Origin of the sequence: Agromyces cerinus subsp. cerinus (genome assembly GCF_900142065.1) — a bacterium.
Taxonomy (GTDB): Bacteria; Actinomycetota; Actinomycetes; order Actinomycetales; family Microbacteriaceae; genus Agromyces; species Agromyces cerinus.
Map to the genome: position 1 here is coordinate 519,807 of NZ_FSRJ01000004.1, position 15,763 is coordinate 535,569.

The following is a 15,763-nucleotide window of genomic DNA, read 5'->3' on the forward strand; positions in this document are numbered from 1 at the left end:
CATCCGCTCCCCCAACAGGCCTCACACCTCGGGAGGTGCGGCCTGGTCTTCGGTCCGTGTGACGCGCTGGCCCGCCACCGGATCGGTGGTCGTGCTCGTCGTGGAGATGCTCCGACGACGTCGCATCATGAAGATGAGACCGAGAATGATGACGACCGCCCCCGCGATCATCAGGATGTACCCGACGAGATCGAGGTCGATCCAGTCGACGGTGACGTTCAGCGCGAAGGTGAGTACCGCGCCGATCGCCACAAGCAGAATGCCGAGGCCGATGCTCATGTCATGTCCTCCGGTTCAGTCATGGGGCGGATGAAGGTCTGGGCTACTTCGCAGCGTCGTCGAAGGCGTCCTTGACCTTGTCGGCGGCCTTCTTGGCATCCGCCTTGACCTGGTCGGCCTTGCCCTCGGCTTCGAGTCGCTCGTTGTCGGTCATCTTGCCGATGCCCTCCTTGACCTTTCCGGTCATTCGTTCAGCGCTGTTGCCGATGTCGTCCTTGGCGCTCATGGCGTCCTCCTCGGGAATCGATACCGCCGGCGCACCCTGTTCGGCGCGTCGGCTACTCCACGATATGCAGCGGGATATGAGGTCGACAACGGGTTGACAAGGGGACCGACGGCACCTACGGTCGCGCGCGGATACCGGTGAATGCTGAGACACTCACCATGATCGAGCTGCGAGAGACCGGGCTCCTCGCCCGGTCCCTTCAAAGATCGGGGCTTCGATCGCGCCCGCCGCACCATATGATCTCGACGTGGAATCCATCGCCGCCCGTGCCGCACTGAACCTCGAACCGGCGCGCGCGCTCGCGCCGGAGCGCATCGAAGCGGCGTATCGCGCCGAAGCCTGGGCACGGCATCCGTCACGGTATCCCGATGCCGAGAGCCGGCACGCGGCCGAATCATGGGCGACGACCCTGCAGCAGGCCCGAGCGACCCTGCTGGCCGAGAGCGCCGCGTTCGGCGCCGCGAACACGGCGCCGCCCGCTCCTCGCCGCGGCCTGTCGACAGGCTGGATCGTCGGGATCGTCGCGGGCGGATCGGTGATCGTCATCGGGCTGATCGTCGCGCTCGCCTTCGGCGTCACGGCGCTCGGCCAGCGCGTGGCGGAAATCGCAGAGCCGCAGTTCGATTCCGGCACGAGCTCGGAGACCGTCGAGCGGTTCTCCGTAGCGGAGACCGGCTTCACCTTCCCGGCCGCGATCGAGTACTACGACGACTGGCGTTACGCCGACCAGTGCTCCGCCGAGTACGAGCAGGGATGCTGGATGGCCGCCGTCATCCCCGAGAGCGACTGCAGCATCATGATCGTCTCGGTCGCCTTCGCCGAGACACTCGAGCAGGAGGACGCCGACTACATCCAGACCCTGCGCTACTTCGACGTCGTCGCGGGCGAGCCGACACCGGTCGTGTACGGCGACGACGACTACGCCTCCTCGTGGCTCGCCGACATCACCTGCAACGAGGGAACCGCATAGTCACGGGTCGCTCCGGGTCAACTCGCGAACTGCCCAGAGGGCACTCATACCCTCGACCGCAGGCTGTGGAGAGCGTCACGCGCCGAGATCGAATCGATACCGACCAGAGCGCGAGCGGATGCCGGTGGGTGCTGAGACACTCTCACTATGACGACGATCGAACTGCGAGAGACCCGGCACCTCGCCGTGGGCGACACGCTCGTCAGCGTCTCCGGCAGCAACTACGAGGTCACGAAGCTCGTGAGGGTCGGCCGGGGCATCCGAGTGCACTACGTCGACGGCGAGGGTACGACAGGGCGGTTCACCGCCGCTCCCGAGGCGATCAGCCGGGTGCTCGCCGGGCGAGGGGCCTCGGCACAGCACGTCGCTTGATCCGCTCACGGGTTGGCAGCCCACCACGATGTCACGCGACCTTCGGACGGATCGGTGCCTCAGTCGAAGACCGGCGAGAGGAAGCGTCGCTCGTAGCGGCGGATGCATTTCGTCTCGACCGCGAACTCGTACGCCTCGATGCATTCGGGATCGTCAGCGGCCGCCAGCCGGTACTGCTCGTAATCAGCGAGCGACGGGAACGTGAACAGCGCGAACGCCTCGTCGCTGTCGCCCTCGCTGGGGAGGAAGTAGCCGTGGTGAACGCCGCCGAGCCTGTTGACGAGACGGATCCATCGCTCCCCGTACTCGCGGAACTCGGCGATCTTGTCGGCATCGATCTCGTAGCGCAGGTGCACGGTGATCATCAGGGGCGACTCGTTTCTCTCAGCAGAGCACTCCACGCGGCGCGGAGCTCGCAACGAGTATCCCGGCGGCGATGTGCTCCAGTCCAATCCGGACCGACTCTTCGCGTCGATGTGGGCAGATAGCATCGCGAGCATGACCGACGCCGCAACTCTTCCCGCTCCCGAGCCTGAGGCGGGGTCGATGCTGCCCCGAACCAATACGCTGTCGATCGTGGCGCTGATCGCCGGATTCATGGTTCCGATCGCGGGCATCATTCTCGGCTACGTCTCGCTCGCGCAGATCAAACGCACGAACGAGCAAGGGCGCGGCCTTGCGCTCACGGGCATGATCGTCGGCTACGTCGCTTCGGCGTTCACCGTGCTGTTCCTCATCGTGTGGCTCACCATGTTCGTCAGCATCCTCACCGGCACCGGTTTCGCAGCGCGATAGCCGAAGGCCGCGCGTCGAGCACCGACTCACGTACCCTGAAGGCGACCCGCGATTCGCGTGGGCCGACGAAAGGCTCCCCGTGAACATCACCCTGCTTCGACGCTTCGTCGCAGTCGCCGAGGAGCTGCACTTCCCGCGTGCCGCAGACGCCCTCGGCATCCCGCTCGCTTCGCTCTACTCGTCGATCGACAAGCTCGAGGCCGAGATCGGGCAGCCGCTCTTCACCCGGCAGGGCGAGACCCAGCTGACCAAGGTCGGAGTCCTCTTCCTCGACGAGGCCCGGGCCGAGATCGCCGCAGCCCCCGCTCCAGAAGCGAAGCCGGTGGTGAAGGCCGGCGGCAAGGCGAAGGCCTCGAAGGGCAAGGGCCGTGCGCCCATCGTGAAGGGCAAGCCCAAGCCGTACAAGAAGCGTCAGGGTCGCTGACAGCGGCGAACTGCGCCGTCCCACGCCAAGAACGCGGTGATGACGCGTTCAGTGCGTCCAGTCACGCCTCAGCAGTCCGTACACCCAGGAGTCGGACACATCGCCATTGACGATGCAGTCCTCGCGCAGCGTCCCCTCGCGCACGAACCCGAGTTTCTCGAGCACTCGGGCCGAAGCCAGGTTGCGGGTATCGGTTTCGGACTGGACCCGATTCAGATCGATCGTGTCGAAGGCCCACCGCAGCACGGCGTGCGCGGCCTCCGTCGCGTAGCCGTGACCCCACGCCGCCCTGTTGAGGCAGTAGCCCAGGGAGGCGCTGCGGAAGTCGGGGTTCCAGCTGTTGAAGGTGCACCAGCCGACGAAGGACTGGTCGGCGCTGCGTTCGATCGCGACGCGCGCACCGCTGCTCTCCTCCTCCATCCGTCGGCATCCGTCCATGAAGCGTGCGACCGAGGCCCGGTCGGCCCACGGCGGAGAGTCCCAATAGCGAAGCACTTCAGCGTCGCTCTGCAACTCGAAGAGGGCATCGGCGTCGTCGTCGGTGAACGGCCGGAGTCGCAGGCGCTCGGTGTAGAGGATCGGAGTCGGCAGGATCACGAGGCCATCCTCGCAGGAGGCGCCGACCGGAGCGCCAGATGCAACACGCCGGCGTGCGTTCGTCTCGGTAGGGTGGCGCCATGACCGTGAAGATGGACAACGTCGGCATCGTCGTCGAGGATCTCACTGCCGCGATCGAGTTCTTCCGCGAACTCGGACTCGAGCTCGAAGGGCAGACCATCGTCGAAGGCGAGTGGGCCGGACGCGTCACCGGGCTGGGGAACCAGCGGGTCGAGATCGCGATGATGCGCACGCCCGACGGCCACAGCCGAATCGAGCTCTCGCGCTTCATCGAGCCATCCGTCGTCGCCGATCATCGGAACGCCCCGGTGAACGCGCTGGGCTACCTGCGCGTGATGTTCGCCGTCGACGACCTCGACGAGACGCTCTCCCGCTTGCGTGAGCACGGCACTGAACTCGTCAGCACTGAGGTGGTGCGCTACGAAGATGCGTACCGGCTCTGCTACGTGCGTGGACCCGAGGGCATTCTCATCGGACTCGCGCAGGAGCTCGGCTGAGGACTGGGTATGGCTTCACGAAGCTGCGCCTCGGGATCACGTTCTCGGATGAGGATCTCGTTGTGTCTGACGAGCGCGGCGCAGGGTGTATCGGATTCACTGTGCGTTCATCCGTTCGAGGTATTCGGGGTACGCGCCGCTCAGAATCTCGTCCTGCTGCTCCTGCGTGAGCCGGGCTTCCCGCAACAACTGCATCGTCCTCGGCGGACGCGAGCGCCTCAGGCTGTGAACTCGAAGGAGCTCCAACTGTTCGATGATCGATGGCCCCAGTTGGCTGAGTTCACCTTCCGGCGCCGTGAAGGCAAGCGCGTTGATCAGCCCTGGCACGAGGTCGTGACGCTGTTCGAGGATGAACTGGACTCGATCCCAGTCCCGATCACCGCCGTCGGAGCGCCACCACCGCCGGGCGATGGTTCGGAGTTTCCGCGTGCGCATAGTGCCACGATCGTAACTCTCGGCGCGGGACCGGCGCGTCGAGTTTGCATCATTCGAACACCACGCTTGCAGCGCCCAAATCGTCGGTAACGAGAACCCTGCGGTTCAAGAGGACCGAAACGACCTGCTCGAGCGAGTATGCATCGCCCATCGAGCGCAGGTCGTTCGAATCGATCACGAAGATCCGCTCGTCGTCGGACTCGATGGGCAAGGTCCGCAACTCGCCATTGAATCCGGCAAGTCGGAAAGCGGCGCGAACGGCGGCGATCTGGCCACCGGACAACACGGCTTCCCCCGGCCCACTGCTCGCGTAACTCGGTGCTGTGAACGGCACCAGATCGTGCGCCACGTGTGCCGGAACGATGGCGACCTTCAGATGCAGGAGTTCCGTGAGGACCTGCTCCAGTTGCTGCGACTGTTCGCCGATGCCGGCGAGATCTTCGGTCGGCACGACGAACAGTCTCTCGTCATCGTCGCCAGGAATGAGGACCTCGAGCGGGCCGTGGTAGCCAGCTAGCGCGAACGCGCTCCGGACAGCCGCGGGGGTATCGAGTTCCAACAACGAAACGCCTTCCTGCAGAACGACTGCAACTTTCGGGGAGACCATTCCTGCGATCGTCACGCACCGGCCAGATCTTCGAACGGCTCCTCGCCGGGCCGCCAGACCATCCACGCCCCGTCCGCAAACCCGCTCAGCGTCGCGATTTCGGGTCCCACCCACTCGTCGAACGCCGGACGGATCGTGATTCGGCCTGTCTGAAACGAAATGACGATACCGGCGCCCGTTTGTTCGACCGTGCTCGAGACCTCTTGCGGGATGAGTGCGCGCAGCGCGTCTCCGTAGCCCAGATCAGCTTCGGCGTAAACCTGTCCTCGGTGCTCCGCCACCGGGTACACGTCGCAATTGAGCACCACGTTGCCGCCTGCCACATCGCCACCACCCACGTCACCGTCGAACCAGAGCATGACGTAGTCCATCGAGAACACGACCGCGTTCAGTCGACGGCCGAGGAGTCGACCGAGCAGTCCATTCGGCACGTACCTCGGGCTCTCGAAGGACGCTCCGGGTCTGGTCATGCAGTCAATCTAGCGGCCAGGCTACCGACCGGTCAGGCCTTCTTGACGACGCTCGACTTCAGCTGGGTCGGGCCGACGCCGTCGACCTTGCAGTCGATGTCGTGATCGCCGACCCCGTCGATGAGCCGGATGCCCCGCACCTTCGTGCCCACCTTGATGACGGTCGAGGAGCCCTTGACCTTCAGGTCCTTGATCACGGTGACGGTGTCACCGTCGGCGAGCACGTTGCCCACCGCGTCGGTGATGACGCGCGGGCCGGACTCCACGGCATCCGCTGCTGCCTCGTCGGCGGCCCACTCGTGCGCGCACATGGGGCACACGAGCAGGGCGCCCATCTCAGAGGTGTGCTCGCTCGAGCACTCAGGGCAGATCGGCAGCGACTCGCTCATACGTTGAAGCGGAACTCCACCGAGTTCCCGGCCCTGCATACGCCGCAGGCATCGCGCATCTTCACGCTCAACCGTAGGCGCAGCGGTCGATTCCGGCGCTGCCAGCGCGCGCACCGGAAGTCCGTCGAACCGCCGCAGCATCGGCCATTCCAACTCCGCCGTCGCGGTGCGCACGGCGACCACGGTCGTCTCCGCACCATCGACGATCTCGCCCACGCGCGCCTGACGCCGCGATCCAGCCACGAGTTCGGTGACGGGGACAGTCAGCGACAGTTCAAGTGCCGCCATCGGCGCGATACCGTCGGTACATGGCTGAAATTGACGGACTCGATGCGCTTCTGACGGCGTTGAACGCCGGGGAGACGATCCCCGGAGGTTCGCCGCATCACGCGGCCATGCACGCCACGAGCCAGGAGTCGCTGCGCATCACGGCCGAGCTCAACGGGCGCTACCACTCTCCCGACGAGGTGCGGGCTCTCATGAGTGAGCTGACCGGGCACACGGTCCCCGAATCCTTCCGACTCTTCCCGCCGTTCAGCGCTGACTTCGGCAAGAACATCCGCTTCGGTGAGGATGTCTTTGTCAACAGCGGCTGCCGATTCCAGGACCAGGGTGGTATCGACATCGGCGATGGATCCCTGATCGGCCACAACGCCGTCATCACGACGTTGAACCACGACATGTCGCCGAGCCGACGGGCCGACATGCACCCGGCTCGCGTCGCGATCGGCCGGGGCGTGTGGTTCGGGGCCAACGTGACGGTGCTGCCGGGCGTGACGATCGGCGATGGCGCCGTCGTGGGCGCGGGGGCCGTCGTCACCAAGGACGTGCCGGCGCGAGCAGTGGTCGTCGGAGTGCCGGCGAAGCAGGTGGGCACGGTGCCGGAGGAGTAGCGGCGATGCGCCACATTCCATACCAAGCCGACGACTCGCCGTGCGTAAGGTCTCAACTACGACCGAGAGCAGAATTCCACCACGTCACGATCGTTCCGCTGATCAGGCCTTCTTGACGACGCTCGACTTCAGCTGGGTCGGGCCGACGCCGTCGACCTTGCAGTCGATGTCGTGATCGCCGACCCCGTCGATGAGCCGGATGCCCCGCACCTTCGTGCCCACCTTGATGACGGTCGAGGAGCCCTTGACCTTCAGGTCCTTGATCACGGTGACGGTGTCACCGTCGGCGAGCACGTTGCCCACCGCGTCGGTGATGACGCGCGGGCCGGACTCCGCGGCATCCGCTGCTGCCTCGTCGGCGGCCCACTCGTGCGCGCACATGGGGCACACGAGCAGGGCGCCCATCTCAGAGGTGTGCTCGCTCGAGCACTCAGGGCAGATCGGCAGCGACTCGCTCATACGTTGAAGCGGAACTCCACGACGTCGCCGTCCTGCATGACGTAGTCCTTGCCCTCCATGCGGGCCTTGCCCTTCGCGCGTGCCTCGGCGACCGAACCGGTCTCGACGAGATCGGCGAACGAGATGACCTCGGCCTTGATGAAGCCGCGCTCGAAGTCGGTGTGGATCACGCCGGCAGCCTGCGGCGCCTTGTCGCCCTTGTGGATCGTCCACGCGCGCGACTCCTTGGGACCGGCCGTGAGGTAGGTCTGCAACCCGAGCGTGTCGAAGCCGATGCGGGCGAGCTGGTCGAGGCCGGACTCCTCCTGGCCGGTCGAGGCGAGCAGTTCCGCGGCATCCGCGGGGTCGAGGTCGATGAGCTCGGACTCGATCTTCGCGTCGAGGAACACGGCCTCTGCGGGCGCGACGAGCGCAGCGAGCTCTGCCGTCTTCGCGTCGTCGGTCAGCACGGTCTCGTCGACGTTGAAGACGTAGATGAAGGGCTTGGCGGTCAGCAGGCCGAGCTCCTTCACGGGCGCGAGGTCGACGGATGCCGCGGAGAGCGGCGTGCCCCGCTGCAGCACGTCTTGAGCGGCCTTCGCTGCTTCGAGCACCGAGGGGTCGAGCTTCTTGCCCTTGATCTCCTTCTCGAAACGCGGGATGGCGCGCTCGAGGGTCTCGAGGTCGGCGAGGATCAGCTCGGTGTTGATCGTCTCCATGTCGGACTTGGGGTCGACCGTGCCCTCGACGTGCACGACATCGGCGTCTTCGAAGCCGCGCACGACCTGCGCGATCGCGTCGGCCTCGCGGATGTTCGCGAGGAACTTGTTGCCGAGCCCCTCGCCCTCGGAGGCGCCGCGCACGATGCCGGCGATGTCGACGAACGACACCGCGGCGGGCAGGATGCGCTCGGAGCCGAAGATGCCGGCGAGCGTCTCGAGCCGCGGATCGGGCAGGTTCACCACGCCCACGTTGGGCTCGATCGTCGCGAACGGGTAGTTCGCCGCGAGCACCTGGTTCTTGGTGAGGGCGTTGAAGAGGGTGGACTTGCCGACGTTGGGCAGGCCGACGATGCCGATAGTGAGAGCCACGGGGGTCTATCGTACCGGCACGCACCTCCGAGGCGGTCCGGGCACCCTCCGGGTGCGAATACCGCGCGCGTTCACGGTGCGGTCACGTCGGCCGAGGCATCCGCTCGCTTGGATCGCCCGACCCTGAGCGTCAGGTACACGCCGAGCAGCACGAGCGCCCCGCCGGCCATCGCGACGGGCTCGAGGGACTGCCCGAGCACGAGCGCGATGAGCACGGTGAACACGGGCAGCAGGTTCAGGAAGATGCCCGCGCGGGCCGGGCCGACCGCGGCGGCGCCGAGATTCCAGAAGGCGTAGCCGAGCATCGACGGGAAGATCACGATGTAGGCCAGGCCAGCGATGCCCGCGGCGGAGGTGGGCAGCGCGATGCCGACGACCGCGACGAGCGGCAGCATCGTCACGACCGCGATCACGGCTTGCACGGCAGTCGCCGTGATCGGCGGCGTGGCGAGTCGCCGCGACACGATCACGTAGGCGCTCCAGACGATGACGGCGCCCACGACCAGCAGATCGCCGATCCGGAATCCCTGTCGCAGCACGGCGAGCAGGTCGCCGCCCGTGAGCACGACGGTGACACCCAGGAATGCGACGACGAGCCCGACGACCTGCACACCGCGCAGGCGCTCATGCAGGAAGATCGCCGCAGCGAGGGCGATCGTCGCCGGGTTGATCGCCGAGATCACCGATGCGGTGACCGCGCCGGTGAGACCCAGCGCGCTGTAGAGGAAGAGCGTGTACCCGGTGAGCCCGAGCACCGAGAGCAGCAGGTGCCACGGCCATTCGCGGACGACGCCTCGCCAGTCGGGCCGTTCGATTGCCCACGCAAACACGAGCAGCGGGATCGCTGCGAAGGCCCAGCGCCAGAAGGTGAGCGAGACCGGGCTGATCTCGGCGGTGACCATCTCGCCGAAGACGTAGTTGCCCGCCCAGAAGAGGCTGGCGAGCGTGAGTGCCAGGTACGCCCGTCCGCGATGCATCAGGTCAGGATACGGGTCCGCCGTGCGCCGGCGGCGCGGACCGGTCACGCTGCGGCACGGCGCTCGTTGCGCCCACGCTCCGTCAGCGCAGCGTCGTGCGGAAGCAGCGCGTCACGTACGGCACCACGATCTCCTCTGCGCCGGCGAGGTCGGGATGCGTCGTGAGCAGCGTCTCGAGCGCTGCGATCGTCGCCTGCTGCTCCTCGGTCGACGCGGTGATGAAGTAGCTGCGCGAGCGCACCAGGTCGAGGAACCCCTCACGAGACATCCGCGCGCCCCACTCGACGGTGTGCTCGACGATCTCGCCGAACGGCGGACCGACGTTGACATAGCTCTCGAACGTGGCGCTCGCATCGTGCCGCTCATGCATGATCTCCCCGGCCTCTCGGAGCCAGTCGACCCGGGTGTCCCTGCTGTTCCAGACGAGACCGAGCACGCCGCCCGGGCGCAGCACGCGCGCGATCTCGGGGATCGCCCGCTCGGGCTGGAACCAATGCCATGCCTGCCCCGCCACGACCGCGTCGACCGCGTCATCCTCGATCGGGATGTCTTCAGCGGTGCCGAGGAGGCGCGGCACTCCGGGCACCGCGACCTCGAGTTCCTCGAGCATCTCTTCGACGGGGTCGACCGCGATCACCTCGCGGTCGAGGGCGACGAGCGCCTCGGTGAGCTTGCCGGTGCCGGCGCCGAGGTCGAGCACTCGGGTCGCGTCGCCGATGAGCCAGGCGATCGCCTCGGCCGGGTAGCCGGGCCGGGCATGATGGTAGACGGATGCCGCGGCGCCGAACGAACGCGCACTGACCTGCGTCGCGGGGTCGGAGGGGTCGGCGACGAGTCCGTGCTCGCGGGGCTCGGCCACCTCGGGTCGTTCGTTCATCGCGATCCTCTTCTCACGTCGCACCGGCTCTCACGGCGCAGGTGCCCTCGCGGCGCATCGGCGGAGACCGGGCCACCGCCATTCCACGCCCAGCCCGGGGCATCCGTCAACCTCGCGGTTCGCGGCGCGGGCGGCGGGCGGTGTCGGCGCGGCGTGCGACGATGCCTGTGTGCCAGTGGACTTCACCGCGATCGACTTCGAAACCGCCAACTCCTCTGGCGCCTCCGCCTGCTCGGTCGGGCTCGTGAAGGTCAGAGACGGCCGGGTCGTCGAGCGCGAGCACCGGTACATCCGCCCGCCGTTCCCGCACAACGAGTTCTCGGAGTGGAACGTGCGCATCCACGGCATCACGCCCGAGATGGTGGCGAACGCCGACGACTGGTCGGTGCATCTGCCGGCGCTCCGCGAGTTCGCCGGCGACGACATGCTCGTCGCCCACAACGCGGGCTTCGACATGGGCGTCATCGCCAAGACCTCGACGGCGCTCGGCCTCGAGGTCCCCGACTTCCGCTACCTCTGCAGCCTGCAGGTCGCCAGGCGCACGTACCACCTCGAGTCGTACCGGTTGCCGGTCGCGGCGATGGCCGCGGGCTTCGAGGGCTTCTCGCACCACGACGCGCTCGCCGACGCCGAGGCGTGCGCCGCGATCATCGTGCACTCCGCTGCCCGTCACGAGGTCGACGACCTCGACCGGCTCGCGCACATCACACGCGTGAAGGTCGGTGCGATCGGGCCGGTCGCCACGCGCGACGACCGTGCAGCGCACGGCCCGATGGCGCTGCAGTAGCGGCCCGCCGGGCCCGCAGCCGGCCGATGTCTGCGGCCCCTGCGACACTGTGGACATGGACATCCTCGCCCTCGTCATCGGCCTCATCGTCGGCATCGCGCTCGGCGCCCTCGTTGCCGCGCTCGTGCTGCAACGCCGTGCGTCGCAGGCCGCGGCCGAGTCGCCCGTCGCCGAAGACCCGGCACTCGTCGAGGCCCGCATGCAGGCCCGGCTCGCCGAGGTGCGCGTCGGCGAAGAGGCCGCGAAGGCGGTGCTCCGAGAGGAGCTCGCCTCGACGCAGGCCACCGCCGAGGCGCTCCGCGAGCAGATCCTCTCGGCGCAGCAGCAGTACCGCGAACTCGTCGAGCGGCAGCGCGCCGAGGTGCAGGCGCGCGAGGCGCGCGACGCCGCCGAGAGCAAGGTCCTCCAGGCGCTCGCCCCGGTGAAGCAGTCGCTCACCGAGATGCAGTCGAAGGTCACGCAGCTCGAGAGCCAGCGCACGCTCCAGCACGGTGAGCTGACCCAGCAGCTGAAGTCCGCCGCCGAGTCCGAAGAGCGGCTGCGGTCGACGGCGGAGTCGCTGGCGTCGGCGCTGCGTTCCAACAGCACCCGCGGAGTCTGGGGCGAGACCCAGCTGCGCAGCGTCGTCGAGGCTGCGGGCCTCATCGAGCGGGTCGACTTCGACGTGCAGTCGAGCATCACGAGCGACTCCGGTCACGGCCGGCCCGACATGGTCGTGCGACTGCCCGGCGGCAAGTCGATCGCCGTCGACGCGAAGGTGCCGTTCAACGCGTACCTCGAGGCCAGCCAGATCCCGGCCACCGCGACCGGGGCGGAAGGCGCACGACGCGCCGAGTTCATGAAGCAGCACGTCGCCGCAGTGCGCGCGCACGTCACGGCACTCGGCACGAAGGGCTACTGGAACGGCCTCGACGCCTCCCCCGAGCTCGTCATCGCGTTCATCCCGAGCGAGTCGCTCGTGTCGGCGGCCATGGAGGCCGACCCCACGATCATGGAGTTCGCGTTCTCGAAACGGGTCGCACTCGCCTCCCCCGTGACGCTGTGGTCGGTGCTCAAGACCGTCGCCTTCTCGTGGCAGCAAGACGTACTCACGAACGAGGCGAAGACCCTGTTCGACCTCAGCCGCGAGCTCTACTCCCGCCTCTCGACCACGGCGAGCCACATCGAAAAGCTCGGCCGCACCATCGAGCGCAGCGTGAAGGACTACAACGCGTTCGTCGGCTCCCTCGAGCGTCAGGTGCTGCCGACCGCCCGCAAGCTCGGTGCGCTCGACGAGTCGAAGGTGCTCGCGCCGCTCACGGGCATCGAAGAGGCACCGCGCGAGCTCACGGCGTACGAACTCGTCTCGACCACCAGCGCCGACCTCGACCCCGAATTGCGTCGCCAGCTCGAGGCGACGAGCGACGCCGACTGACACGGCCGCGAGGTCGTGGCCGCCTCAGTCGTAGTACAGGTCGAGGCTCTCGCTCAGGCGGTCGCGTTCCTGCAGCCGACGCCCGGCGCCCTTCGCGCTGGCGGTCGTCAACGTGACGAGCAGGTGGATGACGAGCGCGACCGACGTCGGCGAATTGGCGAACGATGCGCTCTCGGTGTCGACGATGAGCAACTCCTGCGCCACGTCGACGAGCGGCGCATCGGCGGAGTCGGTGATGACGATCACCGTACCGCCCGCCTCGGCGAACCGACGAGCGATGTCGACGGTGTACTTGCGATAGCGCGAGAGCGAGATCGCGACGAGCACATCGGTCGAGCGCACGTCGCTCAGCACATCGAGCGGCCGCACGATCGTGCCGTCGATGAGGGACACGTTCGCGAGCCCCGCGCTCAGGTCCATCGCGAGCAGCGAGGCGTAGGTGAACGACTTCGCCGCGCCGAGGATGAACCGGCGACGCGAGGCCACGATCGCCGCGGCGATGCGCTCGAAGGCGCCTTCGTCGTGAGCCCAGTCGAGTGCTGCGAGGAAGTGCTCGCGCTCCTGCTCGACGATGCGACGCTTCAGCAGCAGCGCAGAGCGCCGCTGCACCCGTGCGTCGTATCGTTCGTGCGGACTCCCGAGATCATCTGGCGCCATGTCACCCTTTCCGATGCAATCGTGCCCGGTCGAGGGGTGCACCACCAATAGCGACACCCCTGCGAAGCCCCGGACTGGGGACATTCATGCCGTCAGCGGATCACGCCTCGATCACGAGTTCGGGCTCGGAGCCTGCCACCAGCGTCCCGCGCACCCCGAGGGGAATGCTCGAAGCGTGCGGCCCATGGCCGAAGCCGAGCTCCCACACGAGCGGAACCCCGAGCGGGGTGAGCAGCTCTTCGGCGAGCGCGCGCACCTCGGTGAGGTCGCCGCAGCCCTGCCAGCTCCCGAGCGCGATGCCGGCGACGCCGTCGAACCAGCCCGCCCTGAGCAGCGAGGTCAGCAGGCCGTCGAGGCGGTACGGCTCCTCCTCGACGTCTTCGAGGAGCGCGATGCATCCGGTGTGATCCCCGACCGGCCGACCGTGGGCCCCGAGGGTCATGGCGAGCAGGCTGAGGTTGCCGCCGATGATCCGGCCGGTCACCTCGCCAGCAACGAGCGTCTCGGCGGTCGGCGCGGCGAAGCGCCGACCCCCGACGGGCTCGAAGACGGCACGCCGCAGGCTCTCGATGGCTTCTGCGTCGTCGAGCAGCGCGGCGGTCGCCGTCATCGGCGTGAACCAGGTCGCCAGCCCGAGTCGCTCGAGCCAGTACTCGTGGACTCCCGTCACGTCCGAGCTGCCGTACAGCGGCTTCGGCGTCGCTGCCGCGAGTGCATCCTGGTCGAGCAGGTCGATCATCCGCACGGAGCCGTACCCGCCGCGAGCGCAGAACACGGCGTCGATGGTCTCATCGCACCAGGCGGCCTGGAGGTCTGCCGCACGCTGCGCATCCGGCCCGGCGAGGTACCGGGCGCGCGGATGCGTCGCCGTCGCACTCGGAAACACGACGGGTTCGAGTCTCCACTCGACCAGGAGCTCGAGCGATCGGGCGAGGAGTTCCGACGGCGGCGGCCCGCTCGGGGCGACGATGGCGACGCGGGCACCGGGGATGAGCGGGCCGAGTTCAATGGCGGTCAAGCGGATTCCTCCCTGTACGAATGGCATCTTACGTTTCACATGACACGGTCTCAGTTGCGGCTTTCGGCGCCACCGCGCCCGGTTCCTCACGAGCAACGCGGCGTTCTCGGAGCGCGCTATACGAAGACGTTGCTCGATGATACGGTGCGTAACAGGTGGTTGGGTATCGTTTCACCAGCATGCCGCAACGACGTGAGGAGCCCGATGGCGGAGCAGTGGAACGTGCAGGGTCTCGACGAGGCGATCACCGCCGGCGCAACGGACCTGAGCACGGTCGAATGGTCGGCTGCGGTCGCCGACGCCGCCACTGGCGAGGTGCTGTGGTCGCACGACGCCGATCGCGTGCTCAAGACCGCGAGCGTGGGCAAGGTGTTCCTCCTCATCGAGGCGGCGCGCCAGGCGGAGACCGGCGAACTCTACCTCGACGAGCAGGTGCAGCGGCTGCCCGAAGATCTCGTCGCCGATTCCGGCCTCTGGCACGTGCTCGGCCTCGATGCCCTGAGCATTCGCGATGCCTGCGCCCTGATCGGCGCGGTGAGCGACAACCTCGCCACCAACGTGCTCGTGCGGCGCCTCGGCATCGACCGCATCGGCGACACCGGCCGATCGCTCGGCTTCACCGCATCGGCGTTGCTCGACCGGGTGCGCGAAGACCGCGGCCCGCAGCATCCGCCGACGCTCTCGCGCGGAAACGCCGCCGAACTCGTGCGGCTGATGGCCGACCTCGCCCGAGGGCGCATCGTCTCGCCGGCGGTCTCGGCCCAGGTGCTCGGATGGCTCGCCCTCAACACCGACCAGTCGATGGTCGCGGCTCCGTTCGGCGTCGACCCCCTCGCACACACCGAACCCGACAACGGCTTCGTCCTGCGCAACAAGACCGGCACCATCAGCACCGCCCGCATCGACATCGGCGTGTGCGACGTCGACGGCGGCGACGGCGGACTCGCCTGGGCGGTGCTTGCGAACTGGAGCGACGAGGTCGACCTTCGCGACGCCGTGCTCGGGCGCATGACGGCGATCGGCACCGTGCTCCGCGGCGCCCTGCAGCACACGGTCACCGACCGCACGGTCGCCCGCTGAGCCCGCGCAGGCAGTGCGCCGTCAGGCGGCGCGCCGTCAGGCGGTGCGCGGTCAGGCGGTGAGCACGCTCAGCACGTTGCCCGCCGGGTCGGTGAACCAGGCGATGTCGGGTCCCTGACCGGTCTGGGAGCCGCGCGCGATACCGCGCTCGTCGGTGCCGAAGTCGTCGGGGGCGGTGTAGATCTTCGTGACCACGCCTGCCGCGTTCAGCTCGTCGACGGCGCGGTCGATGTCGTCGACCACGAGGTTCAGGATCGTGAAGCTCGCCGGCTCGTGGTTCGGCTTCGGATAGATGAAGACGCCCTGACCCGATGGCAGCGTGACGCGCAGCGCCCCGGCGCCGGGTTCATCGCCCACTGGCAGCCCGAGCCTCGTGCCGTAGAACTCGCGGGCCGCCTCGACGTCATCGACGCTGAACCCCGGGAACGCGTCTCGAACCGTGACCATCG

At 67.9% G+C, this 15,763-nt stretch carries 24 protein-coding genes; 9 read left to right on the forward strand and 15 right to left on the reverse strand.

What is annotated here, in order from left to right:
- Nucleotides 1-21: 21 nt before the first annotated feature.
- Together BUR99_RS16630 and BUR99_RS16635 are read right to left on the reverse strand one after the other, a co-directional pair.
- Nucleotides 22-279: a DUF6458 family protein gene (locus BUR99_RS16630; protein WP_056658860.1), complete on the reverse strand. Its 258-nt coding sequence runs from the start codon at nucleotides 277-279 to the stop codon at nucleotides 22-24.
- A gap of 43 nt (nucleotides 280-322) precedes the next feature.
- On the reverse strand, nucleotides 323-505 hold the full coding sequence (locus tag BUR99_RS16635) for a CsbD family protein (protein ID WP_074261458.1): 183 nt from the start codon (nucleotides 503-505) through the stop codon (nucleotides 323-325).
- A 247-nt stretch (nucleotides 506-752) separates the two neighbouring features.
- On the opposite strand from BUR99_RS16635, the gene BUR99_RS16640 reads away from it, so the two are divergent.
- The gene (locus tag BUR99_RS16640; protein WP_074261459.1) at nucleotides 753-1,475 is read left to right on the forward strand and encodes a hypothetical protein; all 723 of its coding nucleotides are present in this window, start codon (nucleotides 753-755) and stop codon (nucleotides 1,473-1,475) included.
- Nucleotides 1,476-1,622: 147 nt separating this feature from the next.
- Complete coding sequence (locus BUR99_RS16645) at nucleotides 1,623-1,847, forward strand: hypothetical protein (RefSeq protein WP_074261460.1); 225 nt, start codon at nucleotides 1,623-1,625, stop codon at nucleotides 1,845-1,847.
- Nucleotides 1,848-1,906: 59 nt separating this feature from the next.
- Here the strand turns inward: BUR99_RS16645 and BUR99_RS16650 are convergent, their stop codons facing one another.
- The gene (locus BUR99_RS16650) at nucleotides 1,907-2,212 is read right to left on the reverse strand and encodes an NIPSNAP family protein (RefSeq protein WP_074261461.1); all 306 of its coding nucleotides are present in this window, start codon (nucleotides 2,210-2,212) and stop codon (nucleotides 1,907-1,909) included.
- Between BUR99_RS16650 and BUR99_RS16655 the strand changes: the two genes are divergently transcribed.
- Together BUR99_RS16655 and BUR99_RS16660 are read left to right on the forward strand one after the other, a co-directional pair.
- On the forward strand, nucleotides 2,205-2,642 hold the full coding sequence (locus tag BUR99_RS16655; protein WP_143231685.1) for a DUF4190 domain-containing protein: 438 nt from the start codon (nucleotides 2,205-2,207) through the stop codon (nucleotides 2,640-2,642). The two genes, BUR99_RS16650 and BUR99_RS16655, sit on opposite strands and share 8 nt — an antisense overlap.
- Before the next feature lie 79 nt (nucleotides 2,643-2,721).
- Nucleotides 2,722-3,066, forward strand: coding sequence for a LysR family transcriptional regulator (locus BUR99_RS16660; RefSeq protein WP_074261463.1), 345 nt, complete (start codon nucleotides 2,722-2,724; stop codon nucleotides 3,064-3,066).
- A 48-nt stretch (nucleotides 3,067-3,114) separates the two neighbouring features.
- Here BUR99_RS16660 and BUR99_RS16665 read toward each other — a convergent pair whose 3' ends face one another.
- Complete coding sequence (locus BUR99_RS16665) at nucleotides 3,115-3,663, reverse strand: GNAT family N-acetyltransferase (RefSeq protein ID WP_074261464.1); 549 nt, start codon at nucleotides 3,661-3,663, stop codon at nucleotides 3,115-3,117.
- A gap of 80 nt (nucleotides 3,664-3,743) precedes the next feature.
- Between BUR99_RS16665 and BUR99_RS16670 the strand changes: the two genes are divergently transcribed.
- Nucleotides 3,744-4,181, forward strand: a complete 438-nt coding sequence (locus tag BUR99_RS16670) for a VOC family protein (protein ID WP_074261465.1) — start codon at nucleotides 3,744-3,746, stop codon at nucleotides 4,179-4,181.
- Between the two features lie 96 nt (nucleotides 4,182-4,277).
- Here BUR99_RS16670 and BUR99_RS16675 read toward each other — a convergent pair whose 3' ends face one another.
- Genes BUR99_RS16675 through BUR99_RS16690 form a run of 4 tightly spaced genes read right to left on the reverse strand, consistent with a single transcriptional unit; the run spans nucleotide 4,278 to nucleotide 6,082 of the window.
- On the reverse strand, nucleotides 4,278-4,616 hold the full coding sequence (locus BUR99_RS16675; RefSeq protein ID WP_074261466.1) for a hypothetical protein: 339 nt from the start codon (nucleotides 4,614-4,616) through the stop codon (nucleotides 4,278-4,280).
- 49 nt (nucleotides 4,617-4,665) lie between these two features.
- Complete coding sequence (locus tag BUR99_RS16680) at nucleotides 4,666-5,223, reverse strand: hypothetical protein (protein WP_074261467.1); 558 nt, start codon at nucleotides 5,221-5,223, stop codon at nucleotides 4,666-4,668.
- Between the two features lie 11 nt (nucleotides 5,224-5,234).
- A complete protein-coding gene (locus tag BUR99_RS16685; RefSeq protein WP_074261468.1) occupies nucleotides 5,235-5,693 on the reverse strand; it encodes a hypothetical protein in 459 nt (152 codons plus the stop codon).
- Nucleotides 5,694-5,725: 32 nt separating this feature from the next.
- Entirely contained in the window at nucleotides 5,726-6,082 is a 357-nt protein-coding gene (locus tag BUR99_RS16690; RefSeq protein ID WP_074261469.1) for a zinc ribbon domain-containing protein YjdM, read from the reverse strand.
- 308 nt (nucleotides 6,083-6,390) lie between these two features.
- On the opposite strand from BUR99_RS16690, the gene BUR99_RS16695 reads away from it, so the two are divergent.
- Nucleotides 6,391-6,975 (forward strand): DapH/DapD/GlmU-related protein, encoded by a 585-nt coding sequence (locus BUR99_RS16695; protein ID WP_074261470.1) that lies wholly within the window; start codon nucleotides 6,391-6,393, stop codon nucleotides 6,973-6,975.
- Between the two features lie 102 nt (nucleotides 6,976-7,077).
- Here BUR99_RS16695 and BUR99_RS16700 read toward each other — a convergent pair whose 3' ends face one another.
- The 4 genes from BUR99_RS16700 to BUR99_RS16715 form a co-directional block, all read right to left on the reverse strand.
- Nucleotides 7,078-7,434: a zinc ribbon domain-containing protein YjdM gene (locus tag BUR99_RS16700; protein WP_074261471.1), complete on the reverse strand. Its 357-nt coding sequence runs from the start codon at nucleotides 7,432-7,434 to the stop codon at nucleotides 7,078-7,080.
- Nucleotides 7,431-8,504, reverse strand: a complete 1,074-nt coding sequence (ychF, locus tag BUR99_RS16705) for a redox-regulated ATPase YchF (protein WP_074261472.1) — start codon at nucleotides 8,502-8,504, stop codon at nucleotides 7,431-7,433. The genes BUR99_RS16700 and ychF overlap by 4 nt, the downstream gene beginning before the upstream one ends.
- A gap of 71 nt (nucleotides 8,505-8,575) precedes the next feature.
- Entirely contained in the window at nucleotides 8,576-9,481 is a 906-nt protein-coding gene (locus tag BUR99_RS16710) for a DMT family transporter (protein ID WP_074261652.1), read from the reverse strand.
- Nucleotides 9,482-9,563: 82 nt separating this feature from the next.
- Nucleotides 9,564-10,358: a class I SAM-dependent methyltransferase gene (locus BUR99_RS16715; protein WP_084184113.1), complete on the reverse strand. Its 795-nt coding sequence runs from the start codon at nucleotides 10,356-10,358 to the stop codon at nucleotides 9,564-9,566.
- A gap of 169 nt (nucleotides 10,359-10,527) precedes the next feature.
- Between BUR99_RS16715 and BUR99_RS16720 the strand changes: the two genes are divergently transcribed.
- Complete coding sequence (locus BUR99_RS16720) at nucleotides 10,528-11,145, forward strand: 3'-5' exonuclease (RefSeq protein ID WP_074261473.1); 618 nt, start codon at nucleotides 10,528-10,530, stop codon at nucleotides 11,143-11,145.
- Nucleotides 11,146-11,200: 55 nt separating this feature from the next.
- Nucleotides 11,201-12,559, forward strand: a complete 1,359-nt coding sequence (rmuC, locus tag BUR99_RS16725) for a DNA recombination protein RmuC (protein WP_074261474.1) — start codon at nucleotides 11,201-11,203, stop codon at nucleotides 12,557-12,559.
- Between the two features lie 24 nt (nucleotides 12,560-12,583).
- On the opposite strand, the gene BUR99_RS16730 is transcribed toward rmuC, so the two are convergent.
- Together BUR99_RS16730 and BUR99_RS16735 are read right to left on the reverse strand one after the other, a co-directional pair.
- Complete coding sequence (locus BUR99_RS16730; protein ID WP_074261475.1) at nucleotides 12,584-13,216, reverse strand: MurR/RpiR family transcriptional regulator; 633 nt, start codon at nucleotides 13,214-13,216, stop codon at nucleotides 12,584-12,586.
- Nucleotides 13,217-13,316: 100 nt separating this feature from the next.
- Nucleotides 13,317-14,234: a S66 peptidase family protein gene (locus tag BUR99_RS16735; RefSeq protein ID WP_200802761.1), complete on the reverse strand. Its 918-nt coding sequence runs from the start codon at nucleotides 14,232-14,234 to the stop codon at nucleotides 13,317-13,319.
- 204 nt (nucleotides 14,235-14,438) lie between these two features.
- Here BUR99_RS16735 and BUR99_RS16740 point away from each other — a divergent pair, with 204 nt between their 5' ends.
- Nucleotides 14,439-15,314 (forward strand): serine hydrolase, encoded by an 876-nt coding sequence (locus BUR99_RS16740; RefSeq protein ID WP_074261477.1) that lies wholly within the window; start codon nucleotides 14,439-14,441, stop codon nucleotides 15,312-15,314.
- 51 nt (nucleotides 15,315-15,365) lie between these two features.
- On the opposite strand, the gene BUR99_RS16745 is transcribed toward BUR99_RS16740, so the two are convergent.
- On the reverse strand, nucleotides 15,366-15,761 hold the full coding sequence (locus BUR99_RS16745) for a VOC family protein (protein WP_074261478.1): 396 nt from the start codon (nucleotides 15,759-15,761) through the stop codon (nucleotides 15,366-15,368).
- Nucleotides 15,762-15,763: the final 2 nt, after the last annotated feature.